Annotated in this window: 14 protein-coding genes; 5 read left to right on the forward strand and 9 right to left on the reverse strand. The window is 55.0% G+C overall.

Annotation, left to right across the window (positions count from 1 at the left end; all coding sequences use genetic code 11):
* Positions 1-493 precede the first annotated feature (493 nt).
* From pdxY to OGY04_RS18180, 8 genes are all read right to left on the reverse strand, one after another.
* A complete protein-coding gene (pdxY, locus tag OGY04_RS18145) occupies positions 494-1,351 on the reverse strand; it encodes a pyridoxal kinase PdxY (protein WP_060682807.1) in 858 nt (285 codons plus the stop codon).
* Between the two features lie 11 nt (positions 1,352-1,362).
* Positions 1,363-2,628, reverse strand: a complete 1,266-nt coding sequence (locus tag OGY04_RS18150; RefSeq protein WP_032942280.1) for an aromatic amino acid transporter — start codon at positions 2,626-2,628, stop codon at positions 1,363-1,365.
* Between the two features lie 189 nt (positions 2,629-2,817).
* Positions 2,818-4,188: a tyrosine phenol-lyase gene (locus OGY04_RS18155; RefSeq protein WP_016155590.1), complete on the reverse strand. Its 1,371-nt coding sequence runs from the start codon at positions 4,186-4,188 to the stop codon at positions 2,818-2,820.
* 810 nt (positions 4,189-4,998) lie between these two features.
* Complete coding sequence (locus OGY04_RS18160) at positions 4,999-6,009, reverse strand: Ldh family oxidoreductase (RefSeq protein WP_284884605.1); 1,011 nt, start codon at positions 6,007-6,009, stop codon at positions 4,999-5,001.
* Between the two features lie 11 nt (positions 6,010-6,020).
* A complete protein-coding gene (locus OGY04_RS18165; RefSeq protein ID WP_079934443.1) occupies positions 6,021-7,622 on the reverse strand; it encodes an APC family permease in 1,602 nt (533 codons plus the stop codon).
* 11 nt (positions 7,623-7,633) lie between these two features.
* On the reverse strand, positions 7,634-9,241 hold the full coding sequence (locus OGY04_RS18170) for an aldehyde dehydrogenase (NADP(+)) (protein ID WP_234096423.1): 1,608 nt from the start codon (positions 9,239-9,241) through the stop codon (positions 7,634-7,636).
* Between the two features lie 14 nt (positions 9,242-9,255).
* On the reverse strand, positions 9,256-10,176 hold the full coding sequence (locus OGY04_RS18175) for a dihydrodipicolinate synthase family protein (protein ID WP_003830108.1): 921 nt from the start codon (positions 10,174-10,176) through the stop codon (positions 9,256-9,258).
* Positions 10,177-10,314: 138 nt separating this feature from the next.
* Entirely contained in the window at positions 10,315-11,130 is an 816-nt protein-coding gene (locus tag OGY04_RS18180; RefSeq protein ID WP_008786078.1) for an AraC family transcriptional regulator, read from the reverse strand.
* Positions 11,131-11,438: 308 nt separating this feature from the next.
* Between OGY04_RS18180 and OGY04_RS18185 the strand changes: the two genes are divergently transcribed.
* The 5 genes from OGY04_RS18185 (at position 11,439) to OGY04_RS23245 (ending at position 15,210) form a co-directional block, all read left to right on the forward strand.
* Positions 11,439-12,380: a 4-hydroxyproline epimerase gene (locus OGY04_RS18185; protein WP_284884604.1), complete on the forward strand. Its 942-nt coding sequence runs from the start codon at positions 11,439-11,441 to the stop codon at positions 12,378-12,380.
* A complete protein-coding gene (locus OGY04_RS18190) occupies positions 12,377-13,480 on the forward strand; it encodes an NAD(P)/FAD-dependent oxidoreductase (RefSeq protein WP_286585783.1) in 1,104 nt (367 codons plus the stop codon). Before OGY04_RS18185 ends, OGY04_RS18190 begins: the two co-directional genes overlap by 4 nt.
* Positions 13,477-13,731: a 2Fe-2S iron-sulfur cluster-binding protein gene (locus OGY04_RS18195; protein ID WP_286585784.1), complete on the forward strand. Its 255-nt coding sequence runs from the start codon at positions 13,477-13,479 to the stop codon at positions 13,729-13,731. Before OGY04_RS18190 ends, OGY04_RS18195 begins: the two co-directional genes overlap by 4 nt.
* Positions 13,718-14,974, forward strand: a complete 1,257-nt coding sequence (locus OGY04_RS18200) for an NAD(P)/FAD-dependent oxidoreductase (RefSeq protein WP_286585785.1) — start codon at positions 13,718-13,720, stop codon at positions 14,972-14,974. Before OGY04_RS18195 ends, OGY04_RS18200 begins: the two co-directional genes overlap by 14 nt.
* Positions 14,975-15,096: 122 nt before the next feature.
* A complete protein-coding gene (locus OGY04_RS23245; protein WP_502872420.1) occupies positions 15,097-15,210 on the forward strand; it encodes a hypothetical protein in 114 nt (37 codons plus the stop codon).
* A gap of 314 nt (positions 15,211-15,524) precedes the next feature.
* Here OGY04_RS23245 and OGY04_RS18205 read toward each other — a convergent pair whose 3' ends face one another.
* On the reverse strand, positions 15,525-15,932 hold the full coding sequence (locus OGY04_RS18205) for a hypothetical protein (RefSeq protein WP_286585786.1): 408 nt from the start codon (positions 15,930-15,932) through the stop codon (positions 15,525-15,527).
* Positions 15,933-15,950 lie beyond the last annotated feature (18 nt).

The following is a 15,950-nucleotide window of genomic DNA, read 5'->3' on the forward strand; positions in this document are numbered from 1 at the left end:
TCAACCCCGTCAAATTCGCGGCAATCGTATTTGACGACACAGTGACCAAAAAGGTTTACACCGTCCCAGGAACGGAACAAGGCGACAGGCTTTACGATTTGTCGGCGCTGACTAAAATAGCGCCGATGTTTCAAATCGAGGATTGTTGTTATGTTGTTCTGGAAAAAGATGGTGAAGAAGTTCGACGCCTTTTCCGCGTTGATTCCACCACGCTACTTCCGCGCGTAATACCTGGCGCTTATGCCTGATGGCGCTTCGCTTATCAGGCCTACATTTCACACTCATTTGTAGGCCTGCGTTTCACGCTCATTTATAGGCCGGATAAGGCGCGAGCCGCATCCGGCAGCGACAGCAGCGTAAAATGCTCACCCCTTCCTCTTACGCAGACCGCATGCTCTTAACACCGCCACCCACAGACGAAGCCACGCGAAACGGTAGACCAGAGGATGCTGAAGCCGCAGCAATGTCAGAAACATAGAGCCCCCTCGTGGCGCTACAGTACCGCTGCCCGATAGCGAATTTGCGGATCCATTATCTGGTGACGCGCATCTATCAGCCGCAGTTCATACGAATCATGCTCTTTTGTCAGTCGCATCACAGCATCGACGACACTGGTGGTCCGCTCCAGCGCCTGCTTGTCCTCATAACCATTGAGCAGTGAAGCCAGCATCACGCTGCAAATCAGATCCCCAACGCCCACCGGCATTTTGGCAAAGGTATACAGCGGCCGGGCAATGTGTAACGTCTGTTCCGGCGTCACCAGCAGCATTTCAAACGCCTGTTTGTCCCGCGAACAGTCGCCGAGATGCTTCACCAGCACCTTCTTCACACCCCACGACACCAGCTGCTGCGCAGCTTCCACCACCTCGTCAAAACCACGCAGTTGTCTGCCCGTCAGCACGCCCAGCTCATAGAGATTCGGTCCCATGATGTCGGCCAGTTGAATGGCATCATCGACAAAAAAGGACTCTACGCCCTGCGCGACAATGCAGCCTTTTTGCGGGTCGCCCATCACCGGATCGCAAAAATAGAGCGCCTGCGGATTACGTTGACGAATGGTGGTGACCGCGTGCTTCACCTCTTCACAATGGCGTTTATCCCCGAGATACCCGGACAGCACGGCGTCGCATTGCGCCAGCTTTTGCAGGTCATCCAGCCCGCTGATGATGGCACTCAGCTCGCCGTGCGGCATCGCCATGCCCTGCCACATCCCGTACTGGGTGTGGTTGGAAAACTGTACGGTGTAAAACGGCCAGACATCGATCCCCGAAAGCTGCATCGGCAACACAGCAGCTTTATTTCCGGCATAGCCATAAACGACTGACGACTGAACAGACAACACGTTTTTCATTTTGACTCCGTCTAACGAAACGTTGGCAGCAGACCAAATACGTCCAGAACAACCGTCAGATAGACAACCGCTCCACAGACAATCACCAGGTTAAGCACGGTGTTATTACAAGGCGCGGTATAGCTGGCGGTCGGAAAACGTTTCCGCGCGGCTTTCACCAGGAACGGCGGCAGGATCACGCTCCAGATGGTAAAGGCCAGACCGGCGTAGCCAATCGCGTGCACAAAACCGTTCGGGAAGAAGAAGCACACGGCGGCTGGCGGGAAGTAGGTCACCAGCGCGGTTTTCAGTCGGCCCATGCCGTCATCCGGGAAGTGAAACAGGTCGGCGATGTAATCGAACAAGCCAAGCGTCGCCGCCAACAGTGAACTGGCTACTGCGAAGTTGCCGAAGAAGGTCAGGATCAAATCCATATAGCGGCTGGTGAACAGCTCGCTGATGGCCTCAACAAACACGTCGATATTGCCGCCTTTGGCGATAATTGGCGGGAACGCGGAACGGCTGATGTTACCCATCGTGACGCCCAGCCAGAAGATGTACAGCAGCAAGGCAAACAGCGTACCGATGATAATCGAACGCGTGATATTCGAGACCCCACTCTTGCCATACAGCTTGACCAGGCTCGGCACGTTACCGTGAAAACCAAACGAGATAATACAGAACGGCAGCGTCATCAGAATGTAAGGCAGGTACTGTGAGTTGGGCAGCGCCACCGCCACGCTGTCGACAAGTTTCGCCACTTCAATATGACCAACCAGCCCGGAGAAAGTAGCAAAGAACGCGATAAACTTACCGATAATCAACACGGTAGTGATGCGTCCGACCAGCAAGGAGCTGTACCAGGCAATCGCGCCGACCAGCATACTGACGATCACCACCGAGATATTCGCCGGAAAGCGCACGCCGCTGTATTTGAACACGGTTTGCGCCATCACCGCTGACGATCCGGAAATATAGGCATAGGTCAGAATATACAGCACAAAGCCGAAAGCGATACCGACCACGATATTCCACTTACGGCCTAATAAATCCTGAGTAAAGGTATTAAAACTGGCACCGGCGCCATAATGCAGGTTGACTTCAACCAGCATCAGACCGGTTAATAACATCATGATGGCGATAAACAGAAGAATAACAGACGCACCGGGGAACCATACGCCGGCCATCGCAATCGGCAGGGAGAACATCCCGCCACCCACTACGGTCGCGATAACCAACATGGTTCCGCTAATCAGTCCGGGGGTACTACTCTGTCGCTCAATGGCATTAATATCCATGATAAATGTTCCTGTAGACTATTCGTTATAATTACAGCTGTCATTTGTACATCATGCGGATAATAAAAATGTCGGAGTCAGGGTTTACTTTTTTTAGTTATGTCACGGTAACGGGCACCGCAAAGGCTTCCTGTTCATGGAAAAGGAATACAAAAAAGCCCCATCACGTGATGGGGCCATAACTATTTTTTAGATGTAATCAAAGCGTGCAGTAAAGAAACGCAACTGCTTCGGCTCGTAAATAAACTTCAGCCCGCGAATATCTTCTTTGTGCTGGTAAAGTTTAATAATACCGTCAGCCACGACATCCATATGCGCGTAGGTATAAACACGGCGTGGAATAGTCAGACGCACGGTTTCCAGTTTCGGTCTGTGGTGTTCACCGGTCACGTTATTACGGCCCGCAGAGATAATTCCGCGCTCCATACTGCGCACGCCGGTTTCCACATAGATGCTGGCGGCCAGACTTTGTGCCGGGAACTCATCCTGCGTCAGATGCTCACAGAAGCGACGCGCATCGAGGAATACCGCGTGACCCCCCACCGGTTCAACAATCGGTACGCCAGCGGCTTTCAGCTTATCGCCCAGGTAGCGAACCTGCTTCACGCGGTGCTCGATGTACTCGTACTGCATAGCTTCGCGCAGGCCAATCGCCATCGCTTCCATGTCGCGTCCGGCCAGGCCGCCGTAGGATGGCATACCTTCGTAAACCACGACTAACTCTTTGGCAGAAGAGAACATTTCGTCATCGTTCATGCACAGGAAGCCGCCGATGTTCACCAGACAGTCTTTTTTACCACTCATGGTACAACCGTCGGCGTAGCTGAACATCTCATGCACGATCTCGGCGATGCTCTTGTTCTCAAATCCCTGCTCTTGCTCTTTGATAAAGTAGGCGTTTTCTACGCAGCGGGTAGCATCGTAGAACACTTTAATGCCGTGCGCTGCCGTCAGTTCACGCACCGCACGCATGTTCGCCATCGAGACCGGCTGCCCGCCTGCGAGGTTAACCGTCACCGCCAGGCAGATATACGCAATATTCTCTGCGCCTTTTTCATCAATCAGTTTTTGTAATTTTTTAAGATCGATATCACCTTTAAAAGCAATATTCAGACCGGCATCGTGCGCTTCGTCACGAACGATATCGACAAACACCGCACCATTTTTTTCCTGGTGATAGCGGGTGGTAGTGAAATACATATTCCCGGCAACATATTGCCCCGGTTTAATAGCCAGTTGTGATAATAAGTTTTCTGCGCCACGCCCTTGGTGAGTCGGAACAATATGTTTAAAGCCGAACAGTTCCTGCACGGTTCTTTCCAGGTGATAAAAGTTTTCGCTGCCCGCGTAAGCTTCATCCCCCATCATCATTCCGGCCCACTGCTTGTCGCTCATTGCGTTGGTGCCACTGTCGGTCAGCAGGTCAATATAAATATCTTTCGAATTTAACAGGAAAGTATTGTAACCCGCTTCCTGCATTTTCTTAAGGCGCTCATCACGCGGGATCATAGATACAGTTTCAACGCTTTTAATACGGAAGGGTTCTGCCGGATAATTCATTTTGTTTCTCCAGTAACAGTGGTCATGTACGTATTAATGTGAAGTAAATCATACCTGGTTCATCAATAAAGTCTGATGAAATATAACTATTCGCCTCCTGAGTCAGGGGGAGAAATAATGTGGAGGCACTATGCAAGATTTGATTGATTATGGAAATAGCCCGGTCAACATTAATCACTGGCAATAATTTAAAAAGCTGTAAATGTGAGTGATGCAAATCACACGTCATTTTTTTACCCATTCATATTCAACGAGTTTTTTTTGCGTGTTGATTTGCCCTTCACCGTTGCATGTCACTGGAGAGGGAAAATACTGAAAACTTAACTTTCCAGGCTGTTCTCATAATGTATTGCTCAATGAGTACACCCCAATTTGTGAGAGTCGGATCACTTCGCGGGTTTAAATTTGTGATTCACGTCACTAAAAGTGTAAAGCAAAGTGTACAATTAAGCGTTGTTTCAGAGTTTGCTATTTGCTTCAGTGAGTTAGATCGCATTTTTGGTCTGATGCCGACAGGCGTTGTTTTCTGGAGCGTGGGGATATTCAGGCGCGTGAAAGATAATGAATAAATACGATTAATAATACCGGATTTATTGGGATGAAGGCGTTTTCTATTTATTCCAAAAGCATGCTATTCGCGCTTATTTCATCTTATTTACATCTGGGCTTACCGAAGATCACTGGGGGAATTTACAGGGGTTTTATTAGCTAGATACGAAGGTGCGCCAACACCTGCGCATCGCTAATCACAGTAACTATTTATATAAACGTATAACAGGAGGGACATCATCCCTCCTGTTCTCGCGATAATTATTTCACTAACGCGGATATATCCTTGAACAGCGAATGGGTTATTTCTACACCGTCACGAGTTGTACGCATACGGGAATGATAGCGACGCTCGCCCGGCAAACGCGCTCCTTGCCGCTGCATATCGGCAAAGAGTTTCTCGGCACGTGCCAGATGCTGCGGAGCCTCCCGTCCCAGAAAGCGGGCCGGGTCCAGGGCCAGAATCAGCTCGCCACCATAGGGCAATCCGCCAGCCCCCTTATCCCACGCCAGCGATTCCGCACTGGTCATATCGCCGATGAGCGGTCCGGCAAGCAGTTCCACCATTGCCGCCAGTGCCGACCCTTTATGCCCGCCAAACGTCAACATCGCACCGTCGAGGATCGCCTGCGCGTCGGTGGTGGCCTGACCGTCACCGTCAATCCCCCACCCTTCCGGCACCGCTTTTCCCGCCCGTTGATGGAGTTGGATCTCTCCCCGTGCCGCCGCACTGGTGGCCATGTCGAAGATAAACGGGGATTTTTCTTCACGCGGCCAGCCAAATGCTATCGGGTTAGTGCCAAAAAGCGGCTGCGTCCCGCCTGCGGGAGCAACCCACGCATGGCTGGGCGTCGTCGCCAGCGCCACCAGCCCCGCCTCCGTGAGCGGCTCAACATCGGCAAACAGCGCCGAAAAGTGCACACAGCGGTTAATCGCCAGGGCTGCAATACCGCTGTGGCGCGCCTTTTCTATCAGCAGTGGAAGCGCGCGCTCGAATGCCAGCAGGGAAAATGCCCCACCGGCGTCCACCTTCACAATGGCCGGCGCGGTATCGGTGATAACCGGCTCAGCGTCAGGTGACACCTTTCCTTTACGTCGCGTCTCCACAATCCCCAGCAACCGCCACAAACCATGCGAGGCACAGCCATCACGCTCACCGTGGGTCACGTTTGTCGCGATCGCCACGGCATGCGCTTCACTGAATCCGTTCCCGCGCAGCACCTTATATGCCAGCGCATAAGCCTCTGTTAACGAGAGGTTTACCATCTCCATGACCGACTCCTTTACTCTTCTTCATCACCGGTAAAGTTAGCCCGCGGCAGACAGGTTCGCTCACCCCAGTAGTAAATTCCCAGCGACATCACCGCTACCACCACCGTATCCCACGGATGACCAATCACCCCTGTGCCCCCAAAACTACCCAGCCAGGAGAAGAGCATAATCAGCGCGTAGAAGGCGATAAGCCACAGAGACGATTTCACCTGCTGCGCCAGGCTTACGGTGTGTACCGGCACTTTTGATTTGCAAAGCACATAGACGACAAACATCACAATCTGCAGACCCAGCAGCCATGACAGCGTGCCCCAGCCAGACCAGAATACAATCAGCGCCGAAATCACAAACGACACCGGACCGATAATCCCGAAGGCACGCACGCGGAATGGGCGCGGCAAATCCGGTGCATTACGGCGTAGCCCCGCCGCCGTGACCGGGGCAATGGCGTAGCTCAGTACCAGCGCCGCCGACACCACGCTTATCAGCTGTTCCCATGACGGGAACGGCAATGTCCAGAAGATAGACAATGCAAAGGTCAGCCACAGCGCCGGACGCGGAATGCCAGACTCTTTATCGATGTGGGTAAACGTCTTAAAGAAGGTGCCTGCTTTCGCCCAACCATAAATCACGCGCGGCGTGGCGTTCATGTAGATATTGCCGGTACCACTTGGGGAGACAATCGCGTCGCACACCACCATAAACGCCAGCCAGCCCATACCGAGCGTAATGGCGATATCCCGGTACGGCAGCGAGAATTGCTTGCTGATCTCTGCCCAGCCGCCACCCAGCATTTCGGTCGGAATACTGCCAAGAAATGCCAACTGCAACAGCACGTAAATAATCGTCGACAGCACCACGGATAAAATAAGCGCCACCGGGATGGTACGCTGCGGATTCTTTACTTCACTCGCCACAGAAATAATTGGCGTCAACCCCAGGTAGGCGAAGATGATCCCACCGGCGCTAATCGCAGCCTCAACGCCCGACATACCAAAGGGTGCAATCCCCTGAACGTGCAGGTTCTCAGGTTTGAAAAAGGTAAATAGCGTCACAACGACCGCCAACGGCACCAAAAATTTCAGAATACTGATGATGTTATTGGAACGGGCAAACGTTTTTACGCTGTAGTAATTCAGCCCGAAGAACAAACACAGCAGCAAAAACTGCACCACCCATCCCAGCAGCGTTGGGTCGCTTGAGCCAGTTTGAGTCAGCATCGGGAACCATGCTGCCGCATACTGCCGCGCAGCAACAATCTCTATGGAGATGAGGCTTGAAAACGCAATCAGCGTAATAAATCCAAGCAGATACCCCATCAACTCACCGTGGGAAAAGACCGGATAACGGATAATCCCCCCGGCACGAGGCAGTGCCGCGCCCAGCTCACAATAGACAATCCCTAACAGCAGAACGGCAATCCCGCCGATGACCCACGAGGCAATGCCCGCAGGTCCAGCAATCGATGCCACATGGCTTGCGGCAAACAGCCAGCCGGAACCGAAGATAGCCCCAAGCCCAATAAACGTCAGGTCGGTTAGCGTTAGCTGCTTTTTAAATTTACCCACCTCAGCAACGCGGGCCTGTGTTTGGTGCGTAGAGTGAATCGTCATGGTCATGCCCTTCAGTCAACAGAGGGGGAAATGGCTTCCCGGGTCCACTGCCCGTTAATCAGGCGCAGCAGGTTCAGAGGGTTGTCATCCTGGACAGCAGGCGGAAGCAGCGCGGCAGGCACATTTTGCAGGCATACCGGGCGTAAAAAACGGTCGATGGATTGCGTCCCTACCGAGGTACCGCGAGCATCAGTGGTGGCAGGCCACGGACCACCGTGCACCATGGCATCACAAACCTCGACACCGGTTGGATAACCGTTAAACAAAACGCGTCCCGCTTTTTCGGTGAGGGCTGGCAGCAGGCGCTGCGCCAGCGGCCCATCATCAGATTCGGCGTGCACAGTAGCCGTCAGTTGGCCCGGAATCACACGCAAAATGGACTGCAACTCCGCCTCATCGGCCACCTCGACCAACACCGCCAGCGGGCCAAACACCTCCTGCTGTAGCAGCGGATCCTGTGCCAGCAGCAGCGAAGCCGGAGCCTGATACAACCGGGCCTGCGCCCGGCCGATAACCGATTCATCAGACCCAGCCAGACGCTGAATATGCGGATGTGCCTCAAGCGCGCTGACACCCTCTTCATAATGGGCAAGCGTCGGGGCATTCAGCATGATCTGTGCCGGTGCCTGGTCAACCGCGACCTTCAGCGCCTGCGTGAAGCGGGACATACCTTCGCCGCGTAAGACAAGGATCAGCCCCGGCTTGGTACAAAACTGCCCACATCCCAAAGTGAAAGAGGACACCAGCTCATTGGCCAGCGTTTCTGCCCGCGTGGCGACGGCCTGCGGCAGAATAATCAGCGGGTTAATGGCCGACATTTCCGCAAAGACGGGGATCGGCTGCGGACGCTGCTGCGCCAGCTGCCAGAGCGCCTTACCGCCGCGCAGCGAACCGGTAAAACCCACCGCCTGAATCGCCGGATGGCGAACCAGATCCGCGCCAATATCGGTGCCGAAAATCATGTTAAAAACGCCCGCAGGCAGGCCAGATGCCGCGACCGCACGCACAATCGCCTGGGCAGTCAATTCCGCCGTCGCCATATGTCCGGGATGGGCTTTCACCACCACCGGACAACCCGCCGCCAGCGCGGATGCGGTATCGCCTCCCGCCGTAGAAAAGGCCAGCGGAAAATTGCTGGCCCCGAACACCGCCACCGGGCCAAGCGCGGTCAGATACTGACGCAGATCCGGACGTGGCAGGGGCTGGCGGTCAGGGAGTGCGGTATCAATGCGTACGCCAAAGGCATCGCCCCGACGCAGCACCCCGGCAAACATGCGCAGCTGATTACTGGTACGGGTGCGCTCTCCCTGTAACCGCGCCAGCGGTAGTGCCGTTTCCTGGTGGGCTATGGCGAAAAAATCCTCGCCGAGCAAATCCAGCTCGTCGGCAAGGGTGTCGAGAAAGCGGGCACGCACGTCCGGCGCGGTCTGTGAATAGACAGGAAACGCCTGGTCAGCCGCCTCCGCCGCGGCGGCGGCCTCCTCACGAGAGGCCGGGTAAAAATGGTATCCGGTCAGCTTGCCGTCAGCGGCACGCAGGCTTGGCAGCGTCGCCTCACCGCTTGCCACGCGGCGTCCGGCGATAAACTGCTGACCCGAAACAGAGAGAGGTAGCGTCATCATCACTCCTTTACTTAAAGGCCGACATCCGGCAGCTGTGGACGGGTCGCCAGCGCCTTCTCAACAATCGCCACCACTTGCGCACGGGTATCCCCTTCCAGCGCCAGACGCGGTGGACGGGTAATGGCGCTGCCACGCCCCAGCAATTCTTCACAGAGCTTGATGCACTGCACCAGATCCGGGCGCGCATCCAGATGCAGCAACGGCATAAACCAGCGGTAAAGCGCCATCGCTTCCTCATAACGCTGTTGTTTCGCCAGGCGGAACAACGTCTCCCCTTCACGCGGGAAGGCGTTCGACATTCCGGAGATCCAGCCTTCCGCCCCAACGGCAATGCTCTCGACCACCACATCATCCAGCCCAGCGAACAGCACAAAGCGGTCGCCAACAGAGTTACGCAGGTCGATAAAACGGCGGGTATCGCCGGAGGAGTCTTTGAAACAGACGATGTTGTCGCAGTCGGCAAGCGTCGCCAGGATATCCGGCGTCACGTCGTTTTTGTAAATCGGCGGGTTGTTGTACACCATGATAGGCAGGTCGGTAGCCGTAGCCACACTGCGGAAGTGGGCCGCTGTTTCATGCGGTTTTGAGGAATACACCAGCGCAGGCATCACCATAATACCGTCGACGCCCACGCGCTCTGCCTCTTTCGCCATCTTCTGTGCAAACGCGGTGGTGAATTCGGCCACCCCCGCAATGACTGGGATCTGACCGCCCGCAGCATCTTTCGCTACTTCGATGATCTGCAGCTTTTCCTGCGTTGTCAGAGAGGTGTTCTCCCCCACGCTGCCGCACACCACCAGGCCAGAAACACCATCCTTGACCAGGTTTTTCATCACCGTATGGGTGGCATCCAGATCCAGGGAATAATCGCTACGAAACTGGGTGCTGACTGCCGGGAATACACCGCTCCAGTGAATGGCTTTCTTGCTCATGTTCGGTTCCTTGTCGTCAATTTGTTAATTTAAAGTGAATGAATGGTGAATATTCACTGACAGATTGACGTTTCAGGCGACCGACTGCTTGGTGGTTTTCTTCCTCTTTGATGACGAAATTAGCACAGTGAGTGTGTCTTACCCGGCAAGCGTAATGCGAAAATCACGCGGCGTAGAGCCCGTCATCGCCTTAAACTGGCGGCTAAACGCGCTGTGATCGGTATAACCGCACTGCAACGCAATATCGGTAATCGGCGTATCGCCCGCCAGCAGTTCGGTGGCTTTTTCCAGCCGAACTTTGTGGATCATCTGGCGCGGCGTGAGATGAAAAATACGCTTACAGTAGCGCTCAATTTGCGCCACCGACATGCCGCTCAGGGCAGTTAGCTCTTCCATCGCGATGGGACGGTGATAATGGTTGCGGATATGATCGTCGACGATCGCCAGCCGCTGCCACGCCGGGTGACGCGCTTGCGCTTCCTGCAGATCGTGTGAAATCCCCGCCATACCGATGACCTGGCCCTGCGCATCCCGCAGCGCCAGCTTCTGGGTCAAACACCAGCCGCGTTCACGACCGTTGTAGAGATGCATTTCCAGCTGATCGCGCAGCGTTACCCCTTCGCGCAGCACCCGCATATCCTGCTCGGTATAGCCCAGCCCAAGCGCTGAAGGGAAAACATCAGCAGAGGTTTTACCCAGCAGAGAAACGACCGTCTTAAACCCGCAGCGTCGTGCCAGGGTCATATTGACCATCAAATAGCGGGCCTGCACATCTTTGATAAAAAAAACCACATTCGGAATAGCATTGAGCAGCGGCGCAATCAATGCCATCGCATGGAGCAACGTCTGGATATTGTCCGGACGCTGACGCGCCAACCCCTCACATATCTGGCTAAGTTCAGCCACTTCAGGCACCGGCGACGGGGCCCGCACATCATTAATCACACAGGACATCACGCTTCCTCCCGATTAGTGATCTGAATATTTATTAACTTTTTGTTAACTCAGCAAGCATCCTTACTGCGTTTTGCGATCCTGCCGTAGATTTATAATTTCCCCTTTTCCAGCCACTGGCGCGGTTGCCTTTTTTGGTTTACCACACCACTAACAAAATGATTAATAACAAATAAATATGATATCGCCTTAACGATGACAGCGGCCATTATGCTGATTTCGTCATTTACGGTGACGAAAGTGATCAAGCCGGGACGCAGGGCTTGCGTCAGCATTTAGCAACAAAATATTAACTTCCCGGAGATCCTATGACAGCACAGTACAGTGAACTGAGAGTGATTGATTCTCACACCGGCGGTGAACCCACTCGCCTGGTCATCGACGGCTTTCCGGATCTGGGAGCGGGGAACATGAGCGAGCGTCGCGAGCGCTTTTCCCGCGACTACGACGACTGGCGTAAAGCCATTATTCTTGAGCCGCGCGGTAACGACGTTCTGGTCGGTGCATTGCTCTGTGAGCCAGTTTCGCCACAGGCCACGGCGGGAGTCATCTTCTTTAACAACTGCGGCTTTCTGAACATGTGCGGTCACGGCACCATCGGGCTGATTGCCTCGCTGGCATGGCTTGGGCGCATTCAACCCGGTAAACATCTGATTGAAACGCCGGTGGGCGATGTGACCGCCACGCTGCACGAAGACGGCAGCGTCTCGGTCGAAAACGTGCCGGCCTACCGCTGGCGTAAGCAGGTACAGGTTGAAACCATCCACGGTACGGTAACGGGTGATATCGCCTGGGGCGGCAACTGGTTCTTCCTTGTCAACGATCATCCGTTCGCGGTCTCGCCGGAAAAGATCCCTGAATTGACGGAGTACGCATGGGCAATCCGTGAAGGGTTAGATCGTGCAGGCATCCGTGGCGAACATGACGGCATTATCGATCATATCGAACTGTTTGCAGAAGATGATTGCGCGGACAGCCGCAGCTTTGTACTCTGCCCCGGTAAAGCCTGGGATCGATCGCCCTGCGGCACCGGCACCAGCGCTAAGCTGGCCTGTCTCGCAGAGGACGGTAAGCTCAAATCCGGAGAATCCTGGCGGCAGGCGAGCATCATCGGCAGCGAATTTACGGCGCATTTCGTGCCGCATGGCGACAAGATCGTCCCGACGATCCGCGGAGAGGCATGGGTCTGTGGTGATAATAAGCTGATCCTCAATCCTGAAGATCCGTTCTGCTGGGGGATCTCGCTGTGATCGAAAGTGACGTCATCGTTATCGGTGCCGGGATTATCGGGGCCGCCTGCGCCTGGCAACTGGCCGCTCGCGGGCAGCGAGTCACGCTGGTCGATGACGACAATGCGGGCGCGACGGCGGCGGGTATGGGTCACCTGGTGTGCATGGATGACGATCCTGCGGAGCTCGCACTCTCCGCCTGGTCTCTGGCGTGCTGGCGCCAACTGACGCCCCGGATGCCGGAAAGCTGTGCCTGGCGCGGATGCGGCACGCTGTGGCTGGCAGAAACGCCGCAAGAGCTTGCGCTGGCAGAAGAAAAAAAACAACGAATGGCACAATACCAGGTTGTCAGCGAAATGCAGACCCGCGATCGGCTTGCCGCACGCGAACCGCTGCTCACCGCCGAACTCGCTGGCGGGCTGTGGGTCCCCGGCGACGGGATAGTTTACGCCCCAAACGTCGCCCGCTGGTTTATTAACGATGCCAATTTAACGCATCTTCGGGATAGCGCCCTCACTGTTGATGCCCCTTACGTCACCCTACACAGCGGTAAACGACTGCGTGCACGCGCCATCGTCATCGCCAGCGGTCTGGGGGCCAATATGCTGCTGGACGAAAACTGGCTCAGACCCAAAAAAGGCCAGTTGGCGATCACCGACCGCTACGGCCCCTTGCTCAGCCACCAGCTGGTAGAGTTGGGATACGGTGCCAGCGCCCATGCAGGCGGCACCTCAGTGGCATTTAACATTCAGCCACGCCCCACCGGACAGTTGCTGATTGGCTCCTCACGCCAGTTTGATAACACTGACCGCGAGGTTGACCTCCCTCTGCTGGCACAGATGCTGGCGCGCGCGCGCCATTTTTTACCCTCTCTGGAGACGCTAAATATCATCCGTTGCTGGAGCGGTTTTCGCGCGGCATCGGCTGACGGTAACCCGCTGATTGGCCCACATCCTGCGCGTCCGGGTATCTGGCTGGCGCTGGGACATGAAGGACTGGGCGTCACAACCGCGCCAGCAACCGCCGAGTTACTTTGCGCCCAGATCCTTGGCGAGCACCCGGCGGTATCCCCGGACGCCTGGCTCCCCGCACGTCTGCACAAGCAGGAGGCCATCGCATGACGACCCTGAACGTGATTATCGACGGCCAGAGCTGTGAGGTTCCCGTCGGAATGAGTATTGCAGCAGCACTGGCCCTGGCAGGCAACGGTGTGACCCGTCGTTCGGTGAGTGGTCAACTGCGCGCGCCCTTCTGCGGAATGGGGGTGTGCCAGGAGTGCCGCGTCACGGTGAACGGATACCGGGTGCTGGCCTGCCAGACGGAATGCCAGCCCGAAATGGTGATTGAAAGGAGCCATCATGCAAAGCGTTGACTGTGAGATCCTGATCCTTGGCGCAGGGCCAGCCGGGTTGTCGGCGGCACTGGCTGCCGCACGCTGTGGAAAATCAGTGATAATCCTTGATGATAACCCGCGCCCCGGCGGGCAAATCTGGCGCGACGGGCCGCAGGTCTCGCTCCCCCGGCACGCCAGACGGCTTCGTCAGGCGGTAGCTGAACATCCCAACATCACACTGCTGAGCGGTGCCCGGCTAATTGCCCGCCCCACCCCACATTCCGTAGTCTTCGAAACCGCAGACGACTGCGGCGAAATCCGCTGGCAGCGGCTGATTTTATGCTGCGGCGCCAGAGAACTCTCGCTGCCTTTTCCCGGCTGGACACTCCCCAATGTGACGGGGGCTGGAGGCCTGCAGGCGCAGATAAAACACGGCCTGCAACTCAAGGGGGAACGCGTGGTCATTGCAGGCAGCGGTCCTCTTCTGCTGGCGGTCGCCAGTACGGTGAAACGCGCTGGCGGGAATATCGTCGCCATCATCGAACAGGCCCCGATAACCGCACTGGCCCGTTTCGCAACCGGGCTATGGCGCTGGCCTGAAAAATTGCGTCAGTTCGGCGAGCTCTTTCCAGCCCGCTATCATCCGGCAAGCCAGGTCATCCAAGCGCAGGGTGATACCTGTCTGCAGTCAGTGACCGTGCGCCACCAGGGGCAAACCCGCGAGATTGCTTGCGACAGGCTGGCCATTGGCTATGGGCTGGTACCGAATATAGAACCTGGCGCAATCTTTGGCTGCAAAACAGAAAATCAGGCTATTTGGGTCAATGCGGAGCAACGCACCAGCGTGCAGGATATCTATGCGGCAGGAGAATGCACCGGCTTTGGCGGCAGCGAGCTGGCGTTAGCCGAGGGAGAAATTGCCGGCTATGCCGCCGCAAATTGTCCGCAAAAGGCCCAAAGCGCCATCTCCGCGCGCGCGCGCTGGCAGCGTTTTGCCCAGGCGTTGCATACAACGTTTGCGCTGCCGGAATCGCTAAAAGCCGCGACCACCGCGGATACGCTGCTCTGCCGTTGTGAGGATATTCGTTGTGGCGATGTGCAAAACGCCGAAAGCTGGCAGGCGGCAAAGCTCGCTTCACGCTGTGGAATGGGGGCCTGTCAGGGGAAAGTCTGCGCCACCAGCGCCCGCTGGCTGTACGGCTGGCCGCTGCCGCAGCCGCGCGAACCGCTCTCCCCCGCGCGTGTCGACACGCTTATCCATCTCGCAAAACCAGAGGGGTGATTTATTTCTTTTCCGCGCTTTGCACTATGGCGAAGCCGAGCGCGCCCGTGGTGATGTAGGGTATGTGGTTAAAAACCACCAGATCCACCACTGGCGCCAATGTTGATGTATGGATACTGACAATGGCATCACTGCGAAAAGTTGAAAAGCTGTCCGTACGCAAACAAAAACTGGTGCTGGAGTTTATCGCAGTGATTGCAGGCAAGACGCTGAAGGCACGACGAAGTTTACGTTGATGGATTGATATTGGTTTAAAGATTGAGGCGCCTGAAGGCGCCTTTTTGATTGTCTACAACTACGGATACTCAGCTTTAAGCATCAGATTCACCACATACCTTTTCTTTTTAATTACTCATGAATTCAAATAGTCATATTAAAAATGATTTAACTCCAATCAGGCTAATCGCCGTCATCAACAAATAAAAAGACTGCCGCGAAGATAACCGAGATAAGCACCCTTGCCGGGCAAGAGTACAGAGAATTAACGCGATAAGTAGTACACCAGAAACGGAAGGGGTGAGATCTTTTAATTGGGTCAATAGATTGAAATTCATTCCGTTGCCCCTTCCTTGCCAAAGCTAAATTCAATCCGTTGCCTGGTTGGATTGATACGCCCTCCCATGGCAAGCAAAGTTGTAACCAATTTCTCGATCGGTCCGTCAGTTAAGTCATTACCATTAAGGCTATATCTTTTATATTGGAATTTCTTATCAAGAACACCGCTAACCGCTTTTTCAATCAAGCCTTCATTATGAATCCTACTGAATGACAAACGTCCTGAATAGCCAGACTGAGCCAACGTCTGTAAAAGATAGGTAGCAAACCCAACAAAATAAGGTACAAACCACTCTCTGCGGAACAAAGCATCGAGTCGATTCACAGTGGGAAATAGATAACTGTCCAGCTCCGTGCAATCATAGTTCAGCTCAGCACCTTTAACTTCTAAATAGCCATACACACGTAGGCCAAACCAAGG

Origin of the sequence: Citrobacter sp. Cpo091, assembly GCF_030332645.1 — a bacterium.
Lineage (GTDB): Bacteria > Pseudomonadota > Gammaproteobacteria > Enterobacterales > Enterobacteriaceae > Citrobacter > Citrobacter portucalensis.